Annotated in this window: 17 protein-coding genes; 12 read left to right on the top strand and 5 right to left on the bottom strand. The window is 44.7% G+C overall.

Annotation, left to right across the window (positions count from 1 at the left end; translation table 11 throughout):
* Positions 1-74: 74 nt before the first annotated feature.
* From R7R24_RS04290 to R7R24_RS04265, 6 genes are all read left to right on the top strand, one after another.
* Positions 75-620, top strand: a complete 546-nt coding sequence (locus tag R7R24_RS04290; RefSeq protein WP_005375099.1) for a spore coat U domain-containing protein — start codon at positions 75-77, stop codon at positions 618-620.
* Between the two features lie 39 nt (positions 621-659).
* A complete protein-coding gene (locus tag R7R24_RS04285; protein ID WP_017820521.1) occupies positions 660-1157 on the top strand; it encodes a spore coat U domain-containing protein in 498 nt (165 codons plus the stop codon).
* 20 nt (positions 1158-1177) lie between these two features.
* Positions 1178-1933: a molecular chaperone gene (locus R7R24_RS04280; RefSeq protein ID WP_025768578.1), complete on the top strand. Its 756-nt coding sequence runs from the start codon at positions 1178-1180 to the stop codon at positions 1931-1933.
* The gene (locus tag R7R24_RS04275; RefSeq protein WP_372051726.1) at positions 1933-4359 is read left to right on the top strand and encodes a fimbria/pilus outer membrane usher protein; all 2427 of its coding nucleotides are present in this window, start codon (positions 1933-1935) and stop codon (positions 4357-4359) included. Before R7R24_RS04280 ends, R7R24_RS04275 begins: the two co-directional genes overlap by 1 nt.
* Positions 4356-5324, top strand: a complete 969-nt coding sequence (locus R7R24_RS04270) for a spore coat U domain-containing protein (protein WP_191116102.1) — start codon at positions 4356-4358, stop codon at positions 5322-5324. Before R7R24_RS04275 ends, R7R24_RS04270 begins: the two co-directional genes overlap by 4 nt.
* 141 nt (positions 5325-5465) lie before the next feature.
* The gene (locus tag R7R24_RS04265) at positions 5466-6185 is read left to right on the top strand and encodes a carbonic anhydrase (protein ID WP_017635489.1); all 720 of its coding nucleotides are present in this window, start codon (positions 5466-5468) and stop codon (positions 6183-6185) included.
* Between the two features lie 72 nt (positions 6186-6257).
* On the opposite strand, the gene R7R24_RS04260 is transcribed toward R7R24_RS04265, so the two are convergent.
* Positions 6258-7361, bottom strand: a complete 1104-nt coding sequence (locus R7R24_RS04260; RefSeq protein ID WP_065275477.1) for a mechanosensitive ion channel family protein — start codon at positions 7359-7361, stop codon at positions 6258-6260.
* Between the two features lie 301 nt (positions 7362-7662).
* Between R7R24_RS04260 and R7R24_RS04255 the strand changes: the two genes are divergently transcribed.
* Positions 7663-8010 (top strand): helix-turn-helix domain-containing protein, encoded by a 348-nt coding sequence (locus tag R7R24_RS04255; RefSeq protein ID WP_005375109.1) that lies wholly within the window; start codon positions 7663-7665, stop codon positions 8008-8010.
* Positions 8011-8100: 90 nt separating this feature from the next.
* Here R7R24_RS04255 and lldD read toward each other — a convergent pair whose 3' ends face one another.
* A complete protein-coding gene (gene lldD, locus R7R24_RS04250) occupies positions 8101-9240 on the bottom strand; it encodes an FMN-dependent L-lactate dehydrogenase LldD (RefSeq protein ID WP_005383962.1) in 1140 nt (379 codons plus the stop codon).
* Between the two features lie 315 nt (positions 9241-9555).
* Positions 9556-11247 (bottom strand): L-lactate permease, encoded by a 1692-nt coding sequence (locus tag R7R24_RS04245; protein ID WP_005375111.1) that lies wholly within the window; start codon positions 11245-11247, stop codon positions 9556-9558.
* Positions 11248-11409: 162 nt separating this feature from the next.
* On the opposite strand from R7R24_RS04245, the gene R7R24_RS04240 reads away from it, so the two are divergent.
* A complete protein-coding gene (locus tag R7R24_RS04240; RefSeq protein ID WP_005375112.1) occupies positions 11410-12309 on the top strand; it encodes a LysR family transcriptional regulator in 900 nt (299 codons plus the stop codon).
* A gap of 120 nt (positions 12310-12429) precedes the next feature.
* A complete protein-coding gene (locus tag R7R24_RS04235) occupies positions 12430-14463 on the top strand; it encodes a prolyl oligopeptidase family serine peptidase (protein WP_017635487.1) in 2034 nt (677 codons plus the stop codon).
* Between the two features lie 242 nt (positions 14464-14705).
* Here the strand turns inward: R7R24_RS04235 and R7R24_RS04230 are convergent, their stop codons facing one another.
* Positions 14706-16337: an ABC transporter ATP-binding protein gene (locus R7R24_RS04230; RefSeq protein WP_017635486.1), complete on the bottom strand. Its 1632-nt coding sequence runs from the start codon at positions 16335-16337 to the stop codon at positions 14706-14708.
* Between the two features lie 85 nt (positions 16338-16422).
* Positions 16423-16920 (bottom strand): hypothetical protein, encoded by a 498-nt coding sequence (locus R7R24_RS04225; protein WP_017635485.1) that lies wholly within the window; start codon positions 16918-16920, stop codon positions 16423-16425.
* 187 nt (positions 16921-17107) lie between these two features.
* Between R7R24_RS04225 and R7R24_RS04220 the strand changes: the two genes are divergently transcribed.
* From R7R24_RS04220 to R7R24_RS04210, 3 genes are all read left to right on the top strand, one after another.
* Positions 17108-19468: a Lon protease family protein gene (locus R7R24_RS04220; RefSeq protein WP_054574916.1), complete on the top strand. Its 2361-nt coding sequence runs from the start codon at positions 17108-17110 to the stop codon at positions 19466-19468.
* 293 nt (positions 19469-19761) lie between these two features.
* The gene (locus tag R7R24_RS04215) at positions 19762-21390 is read left to right on the top strand and encodes a methyl-accepting chemotaxis protein (protein ID WP_005375120.1); all 1629 of its coding nucleotides are present in this window, start codon (positions 19762-19764) and stop codon (positions 21388-21390) included.
* Positions 21391-21786: 396 nt separating this feature from the next.
* Positions 21787-22767 carry a porin gene (locus R7R24_RS04210; RefSeq protein ID WP_005375122.1) on the top strand — a complete coding sequence of 327 codons (981 nt, stop codon included), beginning with the start codon at positions 21787-21789 and terminating at the stop codon, positions 22765-22767.
* The last annotated feature ends 74 nt before the right edge of the window (positions 22768-22841 follow it).

Raw genomic sequence — 22841 nt, 5'->3', positions numbered from 1 at the left:
TTATATGCATTTGGTTTGTCATAATTGAGCTATAACTAATAAAAAGGTTACCGATATACAGTGGAATGTAAAAAATGGAGCTTTATATGAAAAGATTTTATCTGATGATGCCTCTGCTCTTAACCTCATTTAGTTGGCAAGCGAGTGGAGCGTCAGTGAGCGGTACGATTGATGTTTCAATTAACCTTGTACAAGGTTGTGTGATTAATGGAAATAATGCGGTAGATGCAGCTTCTGGCGTTGGCTTTGGCTCACTCGCCTTTGGAGACGTGCCTGCAATCTTCAGTGAACAAGATGGTGTGGTAAATGGTGGTAGTGCGACGGGTATTGAAGTGCTTTGTAGTAACGGTGTGACACCGACGTTTACATTGGGCACCGGATTGTATGATGCAAGTGCGACCGTTGGTACCTACGCGATGTCAAATGGCGCGCAATTTATTGATTATACGTTGTTTACCGACTCAGACCGAAGCACACAAATTATACAAGGCGGGACGGTAGCTCTGTCTGAATTTACTAGTGCAACATCGCAAACTATTGAGCTTTTTGCGAAAGCTTACGGTACGAGCAGCATTGCCGGCACATACTCCGATACCATCAGTGTGACGCTAAGCTGGTAAAACGTGACGCTGGTTGTTAGGGGCTTTTCACTTGTCGCGATGAGTTTGTGCTCTTTAACTGTGCTGGCTGATGCGACACAAACTTTTCAGGTGTCTGCCACCGTAGATACAGGTTGTTTGATTAACGGCGCAGTACAAGAAGAAAGCGCAACCCAAGCTGGGCAAATAGGCACGTTAGATTTTGGTGAGCATTCTTCAGTTTACGCGACGGAAGTACAAGGCAGCATCACTTACAGTTCATCACTCACATTAAGTTGTACTCCGGGTATTACGATGAATGTTTCCGTAAATGGCGGGATGAATGCATCGGACGGTGTACGTAAGCTAAAGCACAGTGAAGAAGCGACAACGGTAGATTACTTTTTGTTTCAGGATCTAAATTATACGCAGGTGCTTGATATTGACACGCAATATTCCGTCGATACCGACCAAGACCCAGATAATATTCAGTTTCCTATCTGGGCAAAGGCGACAATAAATGGGAATGAAATGGCTGGAATTTATATGGATACGCTTACGCTGACATTAGAGTGGTAAGTGAACTTTGGAGGGGTGAAATGGAATTCATACTCAAAAAACTATTATTAATAACCTTCCTTTTTGTTTTTTTCTCAAATGCCAATGCTAACTCATTATTAATTTGGCCGATTTACCCCAAAATATCAGAGGAGAGTAATGCAACATCACTTTGGATGGTAAATAAAGGCAGTGTTGATTCTTATTTACAGGTGAGAATTTTTAAGTGGGAACAAAACGAAGGAGAAGATAGTTATTCAAGTCAAAGCCAGTTAATTGCAACCCCTCCGTTTGTCAAAATTGAACCAGGTGAAAAGCAGTTAATCCGCATCATCAACCAAGATGAGGCCTCTGCGGGTAAGGAGTATGCATACCGAGTGATCATAGATGAATTACCGCCAACTCAAAACCCTCAAACAGAATTGACGGAAAATGAACTCGCTGTCAAAGTCCGAATGCGTTACTCGATACCTTTGTTTATTTACGGGAAAGGGCTGACTGATACTCAAAAACCAAACCGTGACAGTGAATTATGGGGTGATTTACAGGCACAGTTTATTAAGAAAAATAATCAGCGTTTTGTTCACATTAAAAATTCAGGAAAACACCATGTTCGCTTAGTGAATTTACAGTTGAATCTACCAAATAAAGATCCTGTCGTTATTTCCGATGGACTAGCTGGCTATATTCTTCCTGAACAGTATAAGGTTTGGTCTATTCCCCATAGTAATGTCAGACCCTTGAGTTTGAGCGCGAATATTGGAGGTAAACGTTACCAAATACCATTGAAGCAATAATGAATAGATTTAATACAATGAATGCTTTCTTTTGGTTGGTATTACTTAGCGTAACGTGGAGCAGTATTGGTCTTTGTGCAAATTCAGCAAACCACTTCTCTGAGCTACCGAGTCCTGAAAATTTCTCTTTAGAAAAGTTTGAGAATATCAGCCTCAATCTGGAGTTGGTGATCAATCAAAGAGCAACAGGGCTTGTTGCGAAAGTTGAGCGAGTTGGCGATCAGTTCTTTTTGCTCCGGGAGGACCTCATTTCAGTTGGGGTTACCGCCAAGTCGTTGCCTGGAACCGAAGAGAGACTTGAGGTTACGTCTATCCCAGGTGTTAACGTGCGTTACTTGCAATCGTCATTGCAACTTGCAATTGACGTACCGCCTAATTGGTTACCGATGCAGAACTTATCAGCGCAGGATATGGGGCGATTTTCCCCGGCTCAGTTTGGGCGTGGTGGCCTGCTTAACTACAACGTATTTGGTGTGTACGAGAACGAAAGCCGACAAAAGGAGGTTTCTATCAATCATGAAGTCAGAGCCTTTTCTGAGTTTGGCGTTTTTTCTACTACCGGGATATTTAAATCTAACTTTCATCGCGATGTTCAGTCCCAGCAAAGCAGCCAGTACACTCGTTTTGATACGAGTTACGAGTACGTCAATCAAGAGAAGCGAATTCGTATAGAGGTAGGGGACTATATTGTTCGCCCTTTATCTTGGAGCCAACCAGTAAGACTGGCGGGTATTCAGTTGTCGCATGATTTCTCTATGCGTCCGGATGTCGTGACGACGCCGTTACCTGCATTTTACGGTGAGGTCACAGCGCCCACTACGTTAGATTTGTTTATCAATGGCTTTAAAACTGACTCAATGAATGTTGGGCCCGGTCCTTTCATTATTAACGATATTCCAATGCTCTCTGGTGCTGGGGAAGCAACGGTAATTGCAACGGATGCTCAAGGTAAGCAAACGGTCATGACCAGCCCATTTTTTCTCTCTTCCGATCTACTCAAGACCGGATTTACATCTTACAGTGCGAGTATTGGTGCGATCAGAGAAAATTTCGGTAATGCATCTAACGACTATGGAGACGGTGGCGTGGTTACCGCTCTGCGTCATGGCATGACTGATTGGTTAACATTAGAAGCTCAAGCCGAAGCAAAAGATGACCTGATCGTTGCGGGGCTGGGCTTTGTCACCAATGCTGTCAATTTAGGTACGGTGGATGCCTCGTTTCGTGTGAGTAATTTTCAGGATCAATCTACCTCATATGCGCTAGGTTATAGTTATCAGTCTCGGCGGTTTAGCTTCGCTGCTCGAACTCAAGTAGAACAAGCCGACTTTTATACCTTATCTCATTTACCAAATTACGAAATGCTCGATGACGGCAAGGACGCTTCACTCGCGTCGCGCCATCTATCACAAATCAATATGGGAGTCCGTTTGGGAGATTGGGGCTCACTTTCTGGTGGGTACTTTGATATTCAACAATCCGACTCAGATTCACGTACCCTAAATCTTACTTATAGCTACGCTCTGCCTTTTAATATCAATATGTCCCTGTCTTACAACCATAGTATTGGTGGTCAGAGTGTTACGTTGGCGCAATTCTCTCTACCTTTCAGTTCTTTGGGGGGAAGTTCGGGGCTAACGCTGAAAAGAGAGGATGATGGCGATGTGCGAGGGCGAGTGGGTTACAGCCGCCTTGCGCCAATACGAGGTGGATGGGGCGTCAATTTAGCGCATGATATTAACGAACACCCAGAAAACCGTAAACAGGCTGATTTGACCTACCGTGCGTCATGGGCGCAGTTCAGAGCGGGGTTAAATGGCACCAGTGGCGACTATGATTATTTTGCGGAAATGGCAGGTTCGGTCTCTACGTTGGATGGAGAAATATTCCCAGCGAATGAAGTGTATGACAGCTTCGCTGTGGTGAGCACCAGTGGTTTTGAAGGTATTCCGGTTAAATATGAAAATCAAATTGTCGGAGTGACAGATGATGAAGGTTACTTACTTGTTCCTTGGGCTACGGCGTATTACACCGCCAAATATGAAATCGATCCACTTAATTTACCTGCCAATGCTGCGTTTTCTGCAACAGAGCAGTTTGCTTCGATACATTCGGGCTACGGCTACCTGTTAGAGTTCCCAATAGAGCTACAAATTGCACTGAGCATGACGGTGGTAGACGAAAATCATTTGTTCCTTCCGATTGGTACATATGGCCGCTCAGAAACGGGCTTAACAAGCCAAATTGGTTGGGATGGTTTTACGTACTTTGAAGGCGTTGACCCAGGCCGCTATATTCAGTTTTATCCTCAAGGACAGTCGCCATGTAAAGTGTTTATTGAGGGGTTGTATCAGCGTGACAGTCAAAAAATACAAACATTGCCTGAGCAGGTTTGTATCAAAGCCGAAGAAGAGACCGCACTATGATTTTGCGCAGCTGGTTTGCTAGCCTACTTCTCTTTTTCTCGTGCTCGACAATGGCTTGTCAGCTCACGGCGGCAGCACCTTTAATCTTGTTTGGCAATGTTTCTTCGTTTACTGTTTCAAGCTCTCAGCAGCAAAGCTCAGCTCAGCCTCATGCGGGGATTACGTGTGACTTTTCTACACTTGTGTCTTTGTTAAGTGGCGACTACGTATCAGCAAGGTTTAACAGTATAAATAATGGTTTGCTATTAAATGAGGATGATCCGAGTTCGGAGCTCAGCTATCAGATTTTTGGCGATCCAGGTCTTTCACAAGAGTATGTATTCGGCCAAACTTACAATTTTTTTGAAATCGGGTTACTCGATTTACTCGGGTTGTTTGGCACTCAAGCCGAGTTTCCGCTCTATGCTCGGACGGGAGTGGGTAGTAATCTTTCCGCTGGGACTTATAAAGACCAAATCACCGTATCCTGGATTTGGGATTACTGTAAGGGTATCGGGGTTCTAGGGGTATGCATTGGCCGCACCAATGGCAGCGCTCAAAGCGTGATTACGGTTGAGTTAGAAGTGACCCCTGATTGTATGATCACAGCGCCAGATATTGATTTTGGTTCGTCCCCATTAGTGGCTGGTTTTGAACCGGTCAGTCAGGTTATATCGTTAACTTGTACCAAGAATAGTTCCTTCTCCATTGGCTTGAATGACGGCCTAAATGCGTCCGGCGGTCAGCGGCGAATGATTTCTAGTGGTCACTATTTGGAGTATGAAATCTATAAGTCATCAACGATGGAGCGCTGGGGAGGCACCAGTTCTGAACGTCGTGAACACAGTGACGTCGATACTGGCGGCTCCATTCCGGATGGTGTCACTCCACAGAATTATAATTATCGCGCGCAGATACTAACCAGCCAAACGACCCCTCCTGCAGGTACTTACACCGATTCAATAATCGTTGACGTTCAATTTTGAGCATCATGTCAATTACATCATTAGAGGCTTCTATTCCAAAAATCTTTTGTAATCATAGTTTTCACTCTGTCACTGCTTAATTTTGTGAGATTAGTATGGCTTTATTCTCACGGAATTTAACTTTCAGAAATAAGGAAAATGATGAAGAAGTCACTAACAACATTAGGTTTGGCACTGGTATTTACAGGAACAGCTTATGCAGCAAGCTGGGGCTACGAGGGAAACCATGGACCTGCTCATTGGGGTGAGTTTGCATCTGAGTGCGCAAAAGGTCAAAATCAGAGCCCAATCAACATTGAATCGGCGACCGAAGCGAAGCTAGAAAAATTGAATTTCGACTACGAAGGTAAGGCAATTTCACTGCTGAACAACGGTCACACTTTACAGACTGGTTTAGAAGGTAAAAACACACTCACCATTGATGGTAAAGAGTTTACGTTGAAACAGTTCCACTTCCATACGCCATCTGAAAACCATGTGGATGGTAAAGAATACCCACTAGAAGTACACTTTGTGCATGCCGACAAAGTAGGTCATCTAGCTGTTGTCGCGGTGTTCTTTAAACTGGGTGACACGAACCCAGATTTAGCTAAGATGCTAGCTAACATTCCAACTAAAGATCAAGATGTTACCATCAAGGTTCCATTTGATGCGGATGCCCTTATCCCAAGTGATAAAGACTACTACCGCTTTAACGGCTCACTAACGACACCACCATGCTCTGAAGGTGTGCGTTGGTTGGTGATGAAAGAAGCACAAACTATTTCTCCTGAGCAGATAAAATCTTTTTCGGAAGTAATGGGGAAAAACAATCGCCCAATCCAACCGCTGAATGCACGTATGGTGTTAACGCAACAATAACCACTTCATGCGAAGAAAAATAAAAAGCCCGCTTAAACATAGCGGGCTTGATTATTTGGGTATTGGTGAAAACTAGAAGCCGTGATCTTCTTGCTCTTCCGATTTTACCATTTGTATAGGGTCGAGCTTAAGCGTCTGAGTAGGGAACGCGATATCTGCATCGTGTTCTTTAATGATGTTGATTACCTTAAGCAGTATGTCCTGCTTAACCTCATGGTATCTCACCCAATTCACGGTTTTAGTAAAGGTATAGATAAAGAAGTGCAATGATGATGGACCGAATGTATCGAAGTTGACGATAAGTGTTTGGCGTGCATCAATGTCTTTGTGATTTTTCAGCATTTCTTTTACCGCGGTGATAATTTGCGGCATTTTTTCTGCATCGTCGTAACGAAGTCCAATTTTTTCGTAGATACGTCGGTTCAGCATGCGAGATGGGTTTTCTACGACAATGCTGCTAAACACTGAGTTTGGTACATACAGTGGACGCTTATCGAAAGTTCGGATAATGGTCATGCGCCAGCCAATGCGTTCTACTGTCCCCTCTATTTGTCGGTCTGGAGAACGGATCCAATCGCCAACTTTAAATGGACGATCGAAGTAGATCATAAGACCTCCAAAAAAGTTAGACAGCAAATCCTTCGCCGCTAAACCGACGATCAAACCACCAACACCACCGAAGGTAAGGAGGCCCGATAGTGACAGACCAAATGCCTGCATTACGGTTAGAATTCCGACGGTAATAAAGAACAGGCGCGCGACCTTAGCTATCGCTTGTACTGTTGTTTCATCTCGGTTCTTTTGTTCGAGAACATGCTCTTCAACATTGGTAATGAGCCGCATAACGGTCCATACGAAGATGCTGATGATTAAAATCAGTTTCAGCGTACTTAACCAGTTTATTTTATCGTTGAGCTCGCTCTCCAATATGATGCCGATAGAGACGGTTGCTGGCCAACACCAAATGAGTGTACTGACTGGCGCTTTTAGCGCATCAAGCAACATATCATCCCAGTGGAAGGGCGTTTTCTCTACGAGCGCAGCGAGGCGAGAGCGGATCAGCCGCCAAGCTATCCAAGCTATAAAGCTAGCGAGCGTAATGAAAAGGACGCTCCCACTCCAATTTTGATGAGATGTTTCAATGTAGCTTTGTAATTCGGTAAACCACTGTGGCATATGTAACTTATTTCTAGTGAACCATGGAAGGAAAGGTAGCAGATATTACTCCTTCACCCCAGTGATTTCCTTTAAATCATTTACTTATGTCTAAACCGTCCGAGATGGACTTTTCCTTCCGATGACAAGAGAGTCACCTCAATGTTCTGTTGAGCGACCGCCTCATGCATGTTCAGAGGTACGCTACCAATGATTGAGGGTTGATATTTGGACGATCAATTATAACTTCTCTGACTTATCGCTAACATTTATCTTAAGTAAGTGTGAGAGTGTATTGGCTCTTGAATTAGCGGAGGCAGATATGGAATTTACAGAGCTGGATCGAAACGCGCTCTACGACATCTGGATGTCACAAAAAGCCAAAATGCACATCACTCAAATGGAAATGGCGAAGCGCCTTGGTTTGAGTCTACACGAGTTTTCTGGCTTGTTACGTGGTAATTCTCCACTGACGCTAGGTTTTGTAAAACAGCTATGCGAGCAGCTACATGTACGTCCTGGTCAGGTGATTCCGTCTTTGACGGAGCGTGACCTATCTGCATCTGGTACCGTTTATTTACAAAATCGTGTGACGGTGGATGGCGATATCAGTAACGTGTTTATCGACGGAAACCAAGTCGTGATCGAGTACGTTCACCAAGTTAGCTAGCTTGCTCGTCAAATTATCGGGTTGAAGAGCAATAAAAAACGAGCCACTGTTGGCTCGTTTTTTCGTTTCTGTTTTGCTCGATTGCAAAGATTATGGGATTTTCACTAGCGAATCGCGTGAAAGATCCGCGATAGACTTAGCGCCAGTCAGCGTCATTGCTACACGCATTTCTTTATCGTACAGATCCAGTAGATTTTCAACGCCTGCTCCGCCTTGTGCTGCCAATGCGTACACAAATGAACGGCCAAGAAGCGTACAGTCTGCACCAAGTGCGAGCATACGAACGACATCAAGACCAGTACGAATACCAGAGTCTACGAAGATCTTAAGATCACCTTTTACCGCATCCGCAATGCTTGGTAGTGCTTTAGCGCTTGAAAGTACGCCATCTAACTGACGGCCACCATGGTTAGATACCACAATGCCGTCCGCGCCGAAACGTACCGCATCTTTCGCGTCTTCTTCATCTAGAATGCCTTTGATAACCATTGGACCATCCCAAAAATCACGAATCCACTCAAGATCTTTCCAGGAGATAGAAGGGTCGAAGTTTGCGCCTAACCAGCCGATGTAATCTTCTAGCTTTGTTGGTTCGCCACGATAAGTTGAGATGTTACCTAAGTCGTGCGGTTTACCAAGTAGACCCACATCCAGCGCCCAGCTTGGGTGGCGCATCGCCTGGAATACACGACGCATGGCCGCGTTAGGGCCACTCATACCTGAATGCATGTCACGGTAACGTGCGCCAGGAACTGGCATATCAACGGTAAACACCAGCGTTGTTACGCCTGCTGCTTTTGCACGCTCAAGTACGTTCTTCATAAAGCCACGGTCTTTAAGTACGTAAAGCTGGAACCACATTGGACGTTCAATTGCAGGTGCGACTTCTTCAATCGGACAAACCGAAACAGTCGACATAGTAAACGGGATGCCTTTTTTCTCGGCTGCTTTTGCTGCTTGCACTTCGCCTCGGCGCGCGTACATACCAGTTAGACCAACAGGAGCTAGCGCGATTGGCATTGCCAGTTTCTCACCGAAGATCTCGGTTTCGAGGCTCAAATCTGTCATATCGCGTAGGACGCGTTGGCGAAGAGCGACATCACCTAAATCGTCAGTATTACGCTTCAGCGTGCGTTCGTCGTAAGAGCCGCCATCAATATAATGGAATAGAAACGGGGGAAGCTTGGCTTTCGCGGCAGCGCGGTAGTCAGTAGAAGCTGAGATAATCATAATGGTGTCCTAGCGGTTATTCTAAGCAAAGTTGTGGAGCAATTTGCTCTTTCGTTGAGCCTTCATCGCAAAGCAGTGAAGACATCAAAATGAGTATAGTTACCTATGGTTCACTTACGTTTGAATCGGTGATGTTGGTAACCCATTTACATAATTGGTTGAAAAATTTTGTTAAATCACTCAATCAGTTATGCAAACTGGAAAGGGTGAAACAGCTGTCGGGGGAATTGATGTAGCAAGCTAAATCAACATGTCGGGGTAGTAGTGCAGACAGCTGTGTCAAATTAGGCAGGGCTGTAAACCCTGCATTTCGCGTTACTTCATTAAGACATCTGTCATTTGGAAGCCATAAATCAGCACCAATCCAATAATGCCCGTCATTACAATGTAGTAGAACGTAGGGATAATCGTCTTACGCAATGTTGCGCCTTCACGACCAAGCAAACCTACCGTGGCTGATGCGGCAACAACGTTGTGAATCGCAATCATGTTACCTGCGGCAGCACCGACGGCCTGGAGTGATACAACAATCACACTCGAAATAGACAACGTTTGTGCCACTTCGAATTGGAACTGGCTGAACATCATATTTGATACCGTGTTTGAGCCAGCGATGAACGCACCCAGCGCACCAACGGTGGCACTCAGCGCTGGGAACGCAGAACCAACAAGGTCAGAGGCGAAGTTTGCGGTTGTGACGGGCATACTTGCTAGGTCAGCACCGTTGATGCCTGAGTTGATAAAGATACGAACCATCGGAATGGTAAATACCAAGACAAAACCCGCCCCAATCAGTGTTTTGCTTGACTCGCCAAATGCTTCACGCAATGGCTTTACGCTGCCGCTTTGTAACATTGCAGCAAGTAGTGCGACAAACACCAGAATGCCACCAGGAAGGTATAACGGCTGAATCGCAGCGCTAACGCCAGTCTCACCAAGAATGTTGCTGAACGACAAACTTACGCTTTGTACAAAGCCTTTCAGCTCAGGGCTTACGCGGCTTGCGACGAGAATAACTGCCAGCATTACATATGGAACCCAAGCTTTTACGATGCTCATTGGCTTGCCCGGATTGTCGTTTAGATCGACTTTTAGCGAACCTAACCACTCTGCAGGCCATTTGTCTTCGCTTTCGAAATCCCACTTAGTCTTTGGTACTAAGAAGCCTTTTTTCGCTGCGGTAACAACGATAGACAGACCAACCAAACCACCGATAAGTGAAGGGAACTCTGCGCCCAAGAATACGCCGGTTAACGCGTATGGAACGGTGAAAGAGACACCAGCGAATAACGCAAATGGTAGAATATCCAGGCCTTCACTCCAGCTTCTGTTCTTGCCGAAGAAACGTGTTAACATCATAGCCATTAATACTGGGATCATCGTACCTACGACTGCGTGAATGACAGCAACGTGCGCTGTGATATCTTGCAGGTACATTTCCCACGTTGCACCTTGTGCGGCCAACGACTCACTGATGTTATGGGTGTCTAAACCTTTGTTTACACCTACGATGATAGGCGTGCCTACCGCGCCGAATGAAACAGGCGTAGACTGAATCATCATGCCCATTAGGACAGCGGCTAGCGCAGGAAAGCCGATTGCAACCAGTAGTGGTGCAGCGATTGCTGCCGGGGTACCGAACCCAGAGGCGCCTTCAATGAACGAGCCAAAACACCAAGCAATGATGATGGCTTGTACACGGCGGTCAGCCGAAATATCGGTAAATCCATTACGGATTGTGGTGATCGCTCCAGTGTGTTTTAAAGTGTTGAGCAAGAAGATGGCACCAAACACGATCCATAGAACAGAGACAGTAATGCCCAGTCCTTGGAATACGGAGGCCAGTACGCGATTGGCTGACATATCCCAAAACATTAGTGCGATAGCGACGGTTAGACCGAACGCAACAGGCATGGCTTTTTTAGCAGGCCAGTTGAGACCAACCAATAAGATGGCGGCAACAACAATTGGCGAAAATGCCACTAGGGCAAGTAGGGTTTCACTCATTTGTACATCCTTCGTACGCTGACTTCTCGAACGGTGTCAATCCGCTGTAGAGGTGACTTTTTGTTGTAATGGTTTTGTTAATTTGGCGTGAATTTACTCCTTTATTTTTTGTTGATATAGGGAAATAATGAAAATAATTAATTCCAAAAGTGACATAATGGTATGAGAGCAGACGACTTAATCCTATTTTCTCAAGTAATCGAACTTGGCAGCTTTAGTAAGGTTGCAGAGGCAAATAACCTTACAAATTCGGTAGTTAGCAAAAGAATGGCGAGGTTGGAGGAAGAAATAGGGGCTCAGCTATTATATCGAACAACGCGCAAATTAACCTTGACCGAGGCAGGTAAGGTGTTACTCCACAGTGCTAAAAATGTGAAGCAGGCCACTCAGGAGGCTATGGATGCTGTTGCAGGCTTTGGAGAGAATGTGAGCGGTCATATAAAAATGTCCGTGCCGTGTATCTCTGGAGATTTGATACTTGCTGATGCTGTTGCCGAGTTTTGTAACCTTCATCCGGGTCTGACCGTGGACATGTCATTGGATAATCGCTTTGTCGATTTAGTGGCTGATGGTTACGATTTAGTCATTCGAACTGGCTACCTAGCCGACTCTAGTTTGATCGCACGACATATTCTCGATTCCCAATGGGTGGTATGCGCGTCACCTTCTTATATTGCGAAAAATGGGAAACCGATCGAGCCGATTGATCTCACCACGCACAATTGTCTGCAATACGCTTACCAAACCACAGGTGCAACGGATTGGGAGTTTAAAGGAGAAGATGGCAATTACATCGTCAAAGTATCGGGCTGCTTTTCTACTGATAACGCGACCGCATTACGTAAAGCCGCTCTGGGCGGCCATGGTATTGCTTACGTCCCGCGCTGCTTGGTGTATCACGATATTCGTAATGGTCAACTGGTGGATATTTTTCCTGAATTAGTAGGTAAAAAGTTGGGTATCTACGCGGTGTATCCGTTTACTCGTCAACCACCGAACAAAGTGAAGCTGCTTATTGAGCACATTCGTGACCGGTACTTAACGATATCTCATTATTTCTAGGTTCTTCATAGATTTAAAACAATGTCGTTGAAATCAAAATTGGGTGCTCTAAGGTAATCACCGCAATAAAACGATTGAAGATAAACAACTTAATAAAAACAACGGAGTAACACGGACGTTATGCATTACCCAAAAACACGTAAAGATTCTGTCGTGGACACTTATTTTGGTCACGACATTGCCGACCCTTATCGCTGGTTAGAAGATGATCGCAGTGAAGAAACCGCACAATGGGTTTCGGGTCAAAATTCGGTCACCTTCGATTTCCTTGGTCAGATACCGTACCGCCAACAAATCCGTGACTTAGTGGCGAACAGTCAAAACTACGAAAAATATTCCCAGCCATTTGTACGTGGTGACTACACCTACTTCTACAAAAACGACGGTTTGCAAAATCAAAGCGTATTGTATCGACGTAAAGGCGAGGGAGAAGCCGAGGTTTTCCTTGATCCAAATACTTTCTCCGAAGAGGGCACGACCTCTCTTGGCGAAGTCAGCTTCTCTAAAGACTACCGTTTGGTCGCGTATTCCATCTCGGAAGGGGGCAGTGATTGGCGTAAGATCTTTGTCATTGATACGGAAACCAAAGAACAGTTAGAGCCTGAGATTGTTGATGCGAAGTTTACGTCGATTTCTTGGCTGGGCAGCAAAGGCTTCTATTACTCAAGCTACGATAAGCCGCAAGGCAGTGAGTTGTCTGCTCGAACTGAGCATCACAAGCTTTATTATCATGAACTTGGTACCCCTCAATCTGAAGATAAAGTGATTTTTGGTGAGTTGGATACGCAAGTTCATCGTTATGTGTCTGGTACGACGACGACAGATGATCGCTTCCTCATTATTTCTGGCGCAGAATCTACATCGGGTAATCGTCTGTTTTATATCGATTTACAGTCTGACTCCCAAGCAATTGTGACGCTGCGCGATACAACGCAAGGCGACACCTACTTAATTGATAGCCAAGACGCAACCTTGCTGCTTTACACCAACCTAGACGCGCCGAATGGCAAAGTTGTCAGCTACAACACTCAGACAGAACAATGGGCTGACGTGATTGCTGAACAAGAACAGCCGTTAGAAATCAGCAAAGGTGGCGGTTATCTGTTTGCGACTTATATGGTAGATGTGCTTTCTAAAGTGCAGCAGTTTAACTACCAAGGTGAGTGGATTCGAGATGTACAATTGCCGGGAGAAGGCACGGCTTATGGTCTGGCGGGTAAAAAAGAAGAAACCACACTTTATTACACATTCACTAACTACGTGACGCCTCCGACGATCTTCTCATTTGATGTCGAATCTGGTGAATCCACACTGTTTCAGGAATCAAAGGCACCGTTCGATCGTAATGAGTATGAATCAAAACAGGTGTTTTACACCTCAAAAGACGGCACGCAAGTTCCGATGATCATTTCATACAAGAAGGGCGTTGCACTTGATGGTAGATCACCAACCATGTTGTATGGTTACGGCGGTTTTAACATCAGCCTTACTCCAATGTTTTCTGGCAATGTAGCCAACTGGCTAGAGTTGGGTGGTATATACGCTGTCGCCAACATGCGAGGCGGCGGTGAATACGGTAAAGCCTGGCACAACGCAGGCACTCAGCAGCAAAAGCAAAACGTGTTTGATGACTTTATTGCGGCGGCGGAATACCTGATTGAAAACGACTACACTAGCTCGGATCGCCTAGCGATTCGCGGTGGTTCTAATGGTGGTTTGTTAGTTGGAGCGTGTATGACGCAACGCCCTGAACTATTCAAAGTCGCGCTGCCTGCGGTTGGCGTGCTTGATATGCTGCGTTATCACACGTTTACTTCTGGAGAAGGCTGGAAGTATGACTATGGCACGTCGGAGCAAAGTGAAGCGATGTTCCAATACTTGCTTGGTTACTCTCCTGTTCACAATGTAAAAGAAGGCGTGCAATATCCTGCTACCTTGGTGACAACTGCTGATCACGACGACCGAGTTGTGCCAGCACATTCGTACAAATTTATTGCGGAGCTGCAAGACAAACAGCAAGGCGCTAATCCAGTATTAATACGCATTGATGTCAATGCAGGTCATGGTGCAGGAATGCCGCTGAGTAAGCAAATTGACCTCACCACAGACATGTATGCATTTACGTTACATAATATGGGTATTGAGTCGATTTAATGCCCTAGTTGTTCGAAGCTTCTGAGAATAAAAAAATGCCGCGACAGTGTCGCGGCATTTTTCATGGTTGGGGGAACTCAATTCATACTGTTTGCCAGTATTTGAGCCAGGTTGACTAAGTCTGACTCTTGAACCAACCAGTCTCGGCGGCCAAACCGAAAGGCAGCTACGCCATTCTTAAGACAAGATGAATTTATCACCTTTTCTTAATCCTAGTTTATGAATATGAAACTGTGATGAACCTAAGCCGCATTGTGCTGATTTTCACTGTTTTCAAGATCAAATGAGGCATCTATCAGTTTTTTCGTGTAGTCATTTTTAGGGTTTTGGAAAATCTTTTCGGCCGTACCTTGTTCCATGACCTCGCCCTTTTGCATGACTAGAACACGATCAGAGAGTGCTTTAACTACTGATAGATCGTGGCTAATAAACAAGTAGCCAATATTGTGTTTTTTCTGCAAATCTTTCAGAAGGTCAATCACTGTCAGTTGCACCGAGCGGTCTAATGCAGAGGTTGGCTCATCAAGCAGAATAAACGAAGGTTCAAGGATCAGTGCTCGCGCGATAGCAATACGCTGACGCTGGCCTCCTGAAAACTCGTGCGGATAACGGTTGATGGACGCGGGATCTAAGCGGACCTCACGGAGCACGTCGCGCGCTTTCTGCATACGTTCTTTTTTACTCAACATTGGTTGGTGGACAGTTAATCCTTCTGTGATGATCTCGCCGATAGTCATACGAGGAGAAAGCGAACCATAAGGGTCTTGGAATACCATCTGAACGTCTTTTTTCAGCTCAAAACGTTCTTTGTTTGTCAGCAAGGCCATATCTTGGCCTTTATATTCTATTTTGCCAGTTGAGGGCAGAAGACCTATCAAAGCTCGGCCGAGTGTAGACTTACCTGAACCGGACTCCCCAACGATCCCGAGGGTCTCTCCTTGTTTAAGCTCAAGAGAAATGCCTTTTACCGCTTCGAAGTACTCATTCTTGCTCGCAATAAAATGCGACTTTACCAAGAATTTGACTCGTATATCGTCGGCCTTTAAAAGCTGTGTAGCACTTTCGCTAATAGGCTCCTTACTGCCTTTAGGAATCGAGTTGATTAGCATACGTGTGTATTCGTGCTTTGGGTCCTCGAAGAGTGTTTGCGTTTCGCCTTCCTCGACGACTTCTCCTTTACACATCACAATGACACGATCTGCAAAGTGTTTTACGACGCCTAAGTCATGAGTAATAAATAGGATTGCCATGCCCATCTGAGCCTGAATTTCTTTAATCAGGTGCAACACTTCTGCTTGAACCGTGACATCCAACGCTGTTGTAGGTTCGTCGGCGATCAAAATATCGGGCTCGTTAATCAGTGCCATCGCAATCATGATGCGTTGCAATTGACCACCAGAAAATTCGTGTGGGTACTTGTTGTACGCTTTTTCTGGGTTTGGCATATGAACCAATTCAAACAGCTCTAACACCTTTGCTTTTGCTGTTCGTCTGTCGACCGGGCGGTGACACATGATGGCCTCAGCGACTTGGATACCCACCCGCATGTACGGGTTTAGTGAGGTCATCGGCTCTTGAAAAATCATGCCAATGCGATCACCGCGAATACTTTGCATTTCACGCTCTGTTTTATCCAAGATGGAGCTACCCTCAAACATGATGGATGAGCTTTCATGCAAAATAGCGTTGTCTGGCAGTAGTTTCATCAGTGCATTGGTTGATACTGACTTGCCAGAGCCAGATTCGCCAACGATGGACAGCGTCTCGCCTGCTTTTAAATCGAAGCTAACATTCTTTACTGCATCGACGATCCCATCGTTTGTCGTAAAGCTGACTGATAGGTTGTTCACCGAAAGAATGGTTTTAGAAGACATCACAGATCCTTGTGGTTGATAAAGCAAATGATACTCAAGCAATGGACAGTACAAACCTAGCTGGCCTCAATGCTTGAGCTTTAGATTAATTATACAGGTGAGAAGGCGAAGCTTTTGCCGAACTCATTGCTTGCAAATGTAAGAACTGCTCATGCGCGCGCGTTACGTGCTCGAGTTCTATCATCCATTGAGCATTACGTTGGGCAGAGCAAAATGCCGCCATGTGAGCTAACAAGTCTTCGCTCTGTTGACCAAGTAGGTGACCTACGCGCTCAATCAGTTCATGGCTCTCTAGCTGCAAAAATTGAAATAGCGCGTAAGTTTGATTGAGTATTGAGAACGCATCATGCTGTAAGCCGAGTTTGTTGAGAATCTCTGATTGCGTCACGCTAGCATCTCTAAGTCCCGTAATGAGACATACAAATTGGCAAGGTTTAGTTTGTGCATTTTCTAGCGCTAAATGAATGTGGTTGGGTAGATTGTTGAGCACGTCGTCATATAAACGATGAGCTTCTGGCCAATGGCCTTGTTCCATCAGTTGCTCCGCTTTTAAGTAGCGCATCCAGCATTGCTCAATATTCATATCCATCTCCACAACATTTGATTTGTTTAGATATTAAATGAAATTGATTATCAATTGCAAGTGCGTGTTAATATCACTTATGTGTTCATAAAATGTCCAATCAATCTAGGGTGGAAGGTAAATCACTTAAAATTAAGCAAATAATCTCTACACTCAAATAACGAAAATAAGAAAAAAGGAAGTGGATATGGCAATACTAAGATTGGAAGCTAAGCAGCTATATTCTGTAGCAGATCTAGAGAATATGCCATGTAAGTCGACCAAGGAGTTACCTCCAATTGATGAAATCGTGGGCCAAGAGCGCGCGCAAAAAGCGGTCGAGTTTGCGATGTCCATCAAAGAGAAAGGGTATAACATCTACGCCATTGGTCAGAATGGACTAGGTAAACGCACCATGATCTTGCGCTATCTGAATCGTCACCAGCACGATGCAGCAGCCCTGTTTGATTGGTGTTACGTTGCGAACTTTGAGGATACCCGTACACCAAAGGTATTAAAGCTGCCTTGTGGTATCGGAAATAAGCTACGTGTTGATATTGAAGCTTTAATGGGCAAATTATTGAATGCTTTACCCCTAGCATTCGACAATGAAATGTACTTTAGCCGCGCTGAGCGATTAAAAAATCAATTGGCAGCTAAGCAACAAAACGAGCTGGATCGTATTAGCCGAGAGGCAAAAGAAAAAGGCATCAGCCTAACACTGACTACACAGGGGGATTATCAGTTTGTCGCCATGAACGGTGATGAGCTTCATACGGAAGAGTCTTTTGATGTACTAAGCAAAAAAGAACAAGAGCAATTCAGCGATGCTATTGATGAACTCGAAGTGCGATTGCGCTCGATGGTTCGTGAGCTTACGGAGTGGGAAGAGACATACAGCGATAAAATCAAAAAGCTCAATGATGAAGTGACGCTTGATGTGATTACTCACTTCATCAAAAAACTCAAAGTGGATTACGCGCAATATTCCGAAATCAAAACCTACTTAACTGAGCTGCAAAAAGATATTGTTGAAAACGCAGATATCTTCCTTGACCAAAGTGGCGAGCAAGGCGAAATTGCGACGGCATCCTTGGATAAAAAATTGCCACGTCGTTATAAAGTGAACGTCTTGGTAAGCCGTAAAAGCAGCGAATTTCCTATCGTTGTTGAAGAAAATCCCAACTATCATTCACTCTTCGGGTCGATTGAGACTGCCACTTTCAAGGGAACGGTGTTTACCGACTTCTCGCTGATTCGCGCAGGGAGCTTGCATAAGGCGAATGGCGGCGTTCTATTAATGGATGCTCAGAAAGTACTTGAACAGCCTTACGTTTGGGATGGTTTGAAGCGCGCATTGCGTGCTCGTCAATTGAGTTTTACGTCTCTAGAAAAAGAAGTCACATTGACGGGGGCGGTATCACTCGATCCTGAACCGATTCCGCTTGATATCAAAATTATCTTATTTGGTGATTACCGAACTTACCAATTACTCCAACATTACGATCCAGAGTTCAGCGAGTTGTTCCGTGTGACGGCAGATTTCGAAGACGAAATGAAACGTACGCCGGAGTCTGAGCTGCATTACGCGCGCTTTATCTCTAGCGTGGTGCATGACAACAATATGCTGCATTGCGATCGCAAAGCCATTGCTCGGATCATCGAATACAGCTCACGTTTGTCTGGCGACCAATCCAAGCTATCTCTACATTCGGCTAATATCGCCAACTTGCTTCGAGAGTCGAATTACGTGGCTCGTCAAGCCAACTCCAACATGATCCGTATTGGTCATGTTGAAGAGGCGCTCAATAACCAAGAAATGCGAGTAAGCCGATTACGCGATAACGTAATGGAAACCTTTATTAACGGCACAACGCTGATTCGCACCGAAGGAGAAGCCGTAGGCCAAGTGAACGCACTTTCGGTATTGAGCACTAGTGACTACATGTTTGGTGCACCGAATCGCATCACAGCGACGACGTGTTACGGTGATGGGGAGGTTATCGATATCGAGCGCAGCGTGGATTTGGGGGGCAGTATTCACTCTAAGGGTGTGATGATTTTGTCTGCCTACTTATCTTCCGTATTTGGTAAAACGGCACGAGTGCCATTAACGACAACCATTACCTTTGAGCAATCTTATGGTGGTGTTGATGGTGATAGTGCCAGCATGGCTGAGTTATGTGCGGTTGTGTCTGCTTTTTCAAAGCAACCAAACCGACAAGACATTGCGATAACAGGGTCGATGAATCAATTTGGTCAAGCTCAGCCTATTGGTGGCGTAAACGAAAAGATCGAAGGCTTTTATGATGTGTGTGTAATTAAAGGTCGTCATGACGGGCAGGGGGTCATTATTCCGCGCTCTAATGTTCACAATCTAATGCTTCGTTCCGACATCGTGAAAGCAGTCGAAAAAGGCGAGTTTAATATTTGGGCGATTGACCATGTTACTGAAGCTATCGAATTGTTTACGGGGAAAGTTGCTGGTGAGCCAACCGATGAAGGCTCTTATCCAATCGATACCATTTTTGGCCTTGCTCAAGCTAAGCTCAATTCGTTGAGAAAATAGGCTGAAACCGTCCTAAATGTGAATGTATCTCATCATAAGTGATCATAATTTATCATAACGACAATATCCCGACGCCACTGTCGGGATATTGTCAATAACAGATTGAAAATGGAGAGTTTTTGTACTAGACAAAAGTGTGATCGACCTCTAATATTCGCCACTTGTTTATTCGTCTGGGATTTATCCCGTCGCAAGGAAGCATAGATATTCAAACTGCCGAAAAGTAACGTTGTTATAGGCACTGCTCGAGTTTGTTTGGATATAGACATCACGCATACAACTGAGGCCCTGTCATGCAGTTATCACTGAAAAATTTGTCAGTACGAACGCAAATTTTGGTTCCGGTATTATTTACCGCGATTGTTTTGTTTATTGCTCTTTGGATTACTAAAAACAATCTTCAAGCAGAGCAAGATGTTATTGCTTCCAACCAAGAATCTTTGGTTTTTCACAAAGACACATTGGCGAGTATTGACGACCAAATTTACCCTCTGCGCATAAGCGCGGTTTACGCTATTTACGATGCTTCTCGTCGTGAGAATTTTCTAACCGAATTGAAAGAAGGCTTAAAGCAAGTTGATGCCGATTTAAGCGCAATTGAAGCCCGAAACCTATTCCGTGACGATGCCGTTAAAGTTCGCCAAGCAATTGAATCCTATGTGCGATATTCAGAGCGCTCAGTTGCTTTCTTCAACCAATACGATCAAGGTTTGAAATCGGATAGCGAGTACCGTGCATTTGTCAAAGAGTATCGCAATGTTGGCCGAGAAATGGTCCAACAAATTAACACGCTATCAAAGCATGTAAACGAGCAAGCTGAACAATCTACTATCAGAAGTCATCAGCAAAATGAACGTGTGCAAAATAACGCTATGTTGACGGTTTTAGCGGTATTTGCTTTCTCATTGATAGGCGCTTGGTTCCTATCTGGCATGATTGTTACACCAATCCAAAAGCTGCAAGAAGTGATGCGTCAGTTAGCAATGGGTAATCTATCAGTACGTGCAGATGTCGATGGGGACAATGAGATCTCTAAGCTGAGCAAAGATGTAAACCAAACCGCAGAGCAGTTATACAACACTGTGGACCAGTTAACCCGTATTAGTGAGGAAGTTGCATCTGCATCGACCGAATTAGCTGCGGTAATGACGCAAGCGGAAGCGAACGCTCAACAAGAGTTGGCGGAGATCGAGCAAGTTGCATCTGCGGTTAACGAGCTTGCAAGTACTGCGAATAATGTGAGTGATAACGCGACCTCTGCTGACGCAACAGCGCGTGAAGCTGATGGACTTGCTCAATCAGGTTTGGCTATCTTCCAAGAAAGTGCGGAAGCAAGTGCGCAAATGTCTCAAGCATTGAACGATGCAGCGCAAGTTGTTTTGCGTCTAAAAGAGCAATCTGTACAGATCAACGATGTTATTGAAGTGATTCGCGGCGTATCTGAGCAGACCAACTTGCTAGCATTGAATGCTGCGATTGAAGCGGCGCGAGCTGGTGAGTCTGGTCGTGGTTTTGCGGTAGTAGCTGATGAAGTACGCATGCTAGCAGCGCGTACTCAAGACTCGACACAAGAGATCCAAACGATCATTGAAGAGCTTCAAGCGCAGTCTGGGCTGGCGAATGACAGTATGCAAGTCAGCCTTGATATGCTTAGCCGCAACAACGAGCTGACGCAACAAGCGAATGAAGCGTTGGTTGGAATTACCGAGTCGGTCGCCAACATCAACGATTCAAACACGCAAGTAGCAACCGCAGCCGAAGAGCAGTCTCAAGTTACTCAAGATATCAATCGCAACGTGGTTAACATGTCGGAGCTTGTAAACCAAAATGTAGCGGGCATCAGCCAGAGTGCAAGTGCGAGTACTGAGCTTTCATTACTTGCAGAGAAGCAGAAAGAGCAATTAAGTTTCTTTAAGCTTTAATTCATCATCTACTTATCAAATCTCTAAATCCCTGAGTGAATGCTCAGGGATTTTTTTGTTTGTAATAATCGGATTTATTATCAATAAGTCTATCTAAAACAGTTAGTTAACAAGATTTTTTGCGGGCAATGTCACGTTTTGTGATATTGTTTTTACATTTTTTTCGTCAATTTTTTTTTGACGCGAACATTTTTTTTAACTCAACCGATAACTTGATGGTTGAGAGGTATTCATATCGCCATTTTAAGTGGTGTTTTCTTCTATAAGCGCTGTTTATTCAACACGTTGCGTGAAAAATAACAGCTGCTACTATGCCGCCAGTTTTCTCGTTGGTACAGAAAAGTCCTGTTTTTCTGGTGAGAAAACACATATAAAACAATGATATGGAAAATAAAAATGAAATTAAAAACTTTAGCTGTAGCAGTGGCGCTAATGGCATCAGGATCTCAAGTTGTCGCTTCAGAACTATACAACCAAGATGGCACTTCTCTTGAGATGGGCGGCCGCGCTGAAGCGCGTCTTTCTATGATGGATGGTAAGGCAGAAGACCGTACTCGCATCCGTCTTAACTTCCTAGGCAAACAGGAAATCAATGAAAACCTATACGGCGTTGGTTTTTGGGAAGGTGAGTTTGTAACTGAAACTTATGATGTATTTGATTCTAAAGGTAACAAAGTTGGTGAGACAGACAGTCTTGAAACTCGTTACGCTTATGCGGGGCTGGGTGGCAAATACGGTGAAGTAACTTACGGTAAAAACGACGGCGCACTAGTGGTTCTTACTGACTTTACTGACATTATGGCTTACCACGGTAACACAGCAGCACTTAAACTGCCTGTTTCTGACCGTACAGATAACATGCTGTCTTACAAAGGCCAATTCGAGCAACTAGCTGTACGCGCTAGCTACCGTTTTGCTGATCGCACAACAGATGCACAAGGCTTTACAGACAACGAGGAAGATGGCTTCTCTCTATCTGGTGTTTACGCGTTTGCTAACACTGGTTTTGAACTAGGTGCTGGTTACGCAGATCAAAACGACAGCGATGAGTTCATGCTGGTAGCTGCATACTCTGTAGGTGACTTCTACTTCGCTGGTAACTACACTGGCGCGGATATGGATGTTGCAGGTAAGACTTTTGATTACAAAGGCTACGAACTAGCCGCTGCTTACACTATGGGTCAAACTGTATTCACTTCTACGTTCAACAAAGGTGAACTAGAAGACGCAGATACTGTAGAAAACCTAGCTGTTGATGTAACTTACTACTTCAAGCCTAACTTCCGTGGCTACGCATCATACAACTTCGATCTAATGGATAACGAAGGCGCGGCTGAAAAAGATGAGCTAGCGCTAGGTCTACGTTACGACTTCTAAGTCATGACTCTTATCTAAGATACTGCCTTATTCTTAGTAAATAAAACCCCTTACTGAAAAGTAAGGGGTTTCTT

The sequence above is a fragment of the Vibrio sp. 704 genome (assembly GCF_033339295.1).
The sequence above is the reverse complement of the archived record's forward strand: the minus strand, read 5'-3'. Positions and strand labels throughout refer to the sequence as shown.

Excerpts from the sequence above, each read along its gene's own strand:
- R7R24_RS04290 (WP_005375099.1), top strand. The coding sequence starts at position 75 with ATGGAGCTTTATATGAAAAGATTTTATCTGATGATGCCTCTGCTCTTA.
- R7R24_RS04285 (WP_017820521.1), top strand. The coding sequence starts at position 660 with ATGAGTTTGTGCTCTTTAACTGTGCTGGCTGATGCGACACAAACTTTT.
- R7R24_RS04280 (WP_025768578.1), top strand. The coding sequence starts at position 1,178 with ATGGAATTCATACTCAAAAAACTATTATTAATAACCTTCCTTTTTGTT.
- R7R24_RS04275 (WP_372051726.1), top strand. The coding sequence starts at position 1,933 with ATGAATAGATTTAATACAATGAATGCTTTCTTTTGGTTGGTATTACTT.
- R7R24_RS04270 (WP_191116102.1), top strand. The coding sequence starts at position 4,356 with ATGATTTTGCGCAGCTGGTTTGCTAGCCTACTTCTCTTTTTCTCGTGC.
- R7R24_RS04265 (WP_017635489.1), top strand. The coding sequence starts at position 5,466 with ATGAAGAAGTCACTAACAACATTAGGTTTGGCACTGGTATTTACAGGA.
- R7R24_RS04260 (WP_065275477.1), bottom strand. The coding sequence starts at position 7,361 with ATGCCACAGTGGTTTACCGAATTACAAAGCTACATTGAAACATCTCAT.
- R7R24_RS04255 (WP_005375109.1), top strand. The coding sequence starts at position 7,663 with ATGGAATTTACAGAGCTGGATCGAAACGCGCTCTACGACATCTGGATG.
- lldD (WP_005383962.1), bottom strand. The coding sequence starts at position 9,240 with ATGATTATCTCAGCTTCTACTGACTACCGCGCTGCCGCGAAAGCCAAG.
- R7R24_RS04245 (WP_005375111.1), bottom strand. The coding sequence starts at position 11,247 with ATGAGTGAAACCCTACTTGCCCTAGTGGCATTTTCGCCAATTGTTGTT.
- R7R24_RS04240 (WP_005375112.1), top strand. The coding sequence starts at position 11,410 with ATGAGAGCAGACGACTTAATCCTATTTTCTCAAGTAATCGAACTTGGC.
- R7R24_RS04235 (WP_017635487.1), top strand. The coding sequence starts at position 12,430 with ATGCATTACCCAAAAACACGTAAAGATTCTGTCGTGGACACTTATTTT.
- R7R24_RS04230 (WP_017635486.1), bottom strand. The coding sequence starts at position 16,337 with ATGTCTTCTAAAACCATTCTTTCGGTGAACAACCTATCAGTCAGCTTT.
- R7R24_RS04225 (WP_017635485.1), bottom strand. The coding sequence starts at position 16,920 with ATGAATATTGAGCAATGCTGGATGCGCTACTTAAAAGCGGAGCAACTG.
- R7R24_RS04220 (WP_054574916.1), top strand. The coding sequence starts at position 17,108 with ATGGCAATACTAAGATTGGAAGCTAAGCAGCTATATTCTGTAGCAGAT.
- R7R24_RS04215 (WP_005375120.1), top strand. The coding sequence starts at position 19,762 with ATGCAGTTATCACTGAAAAATTTGTCAGTACGAACGCAAATTTTGGTT.
- R7R24_RS04210 (WP_005375122.1), top strand. The coding sequence starts at position 21,787 with ATGAAATTAAAAACTTTAGCTGTAGCAGTGGCGCTAATGGCATCAGGA.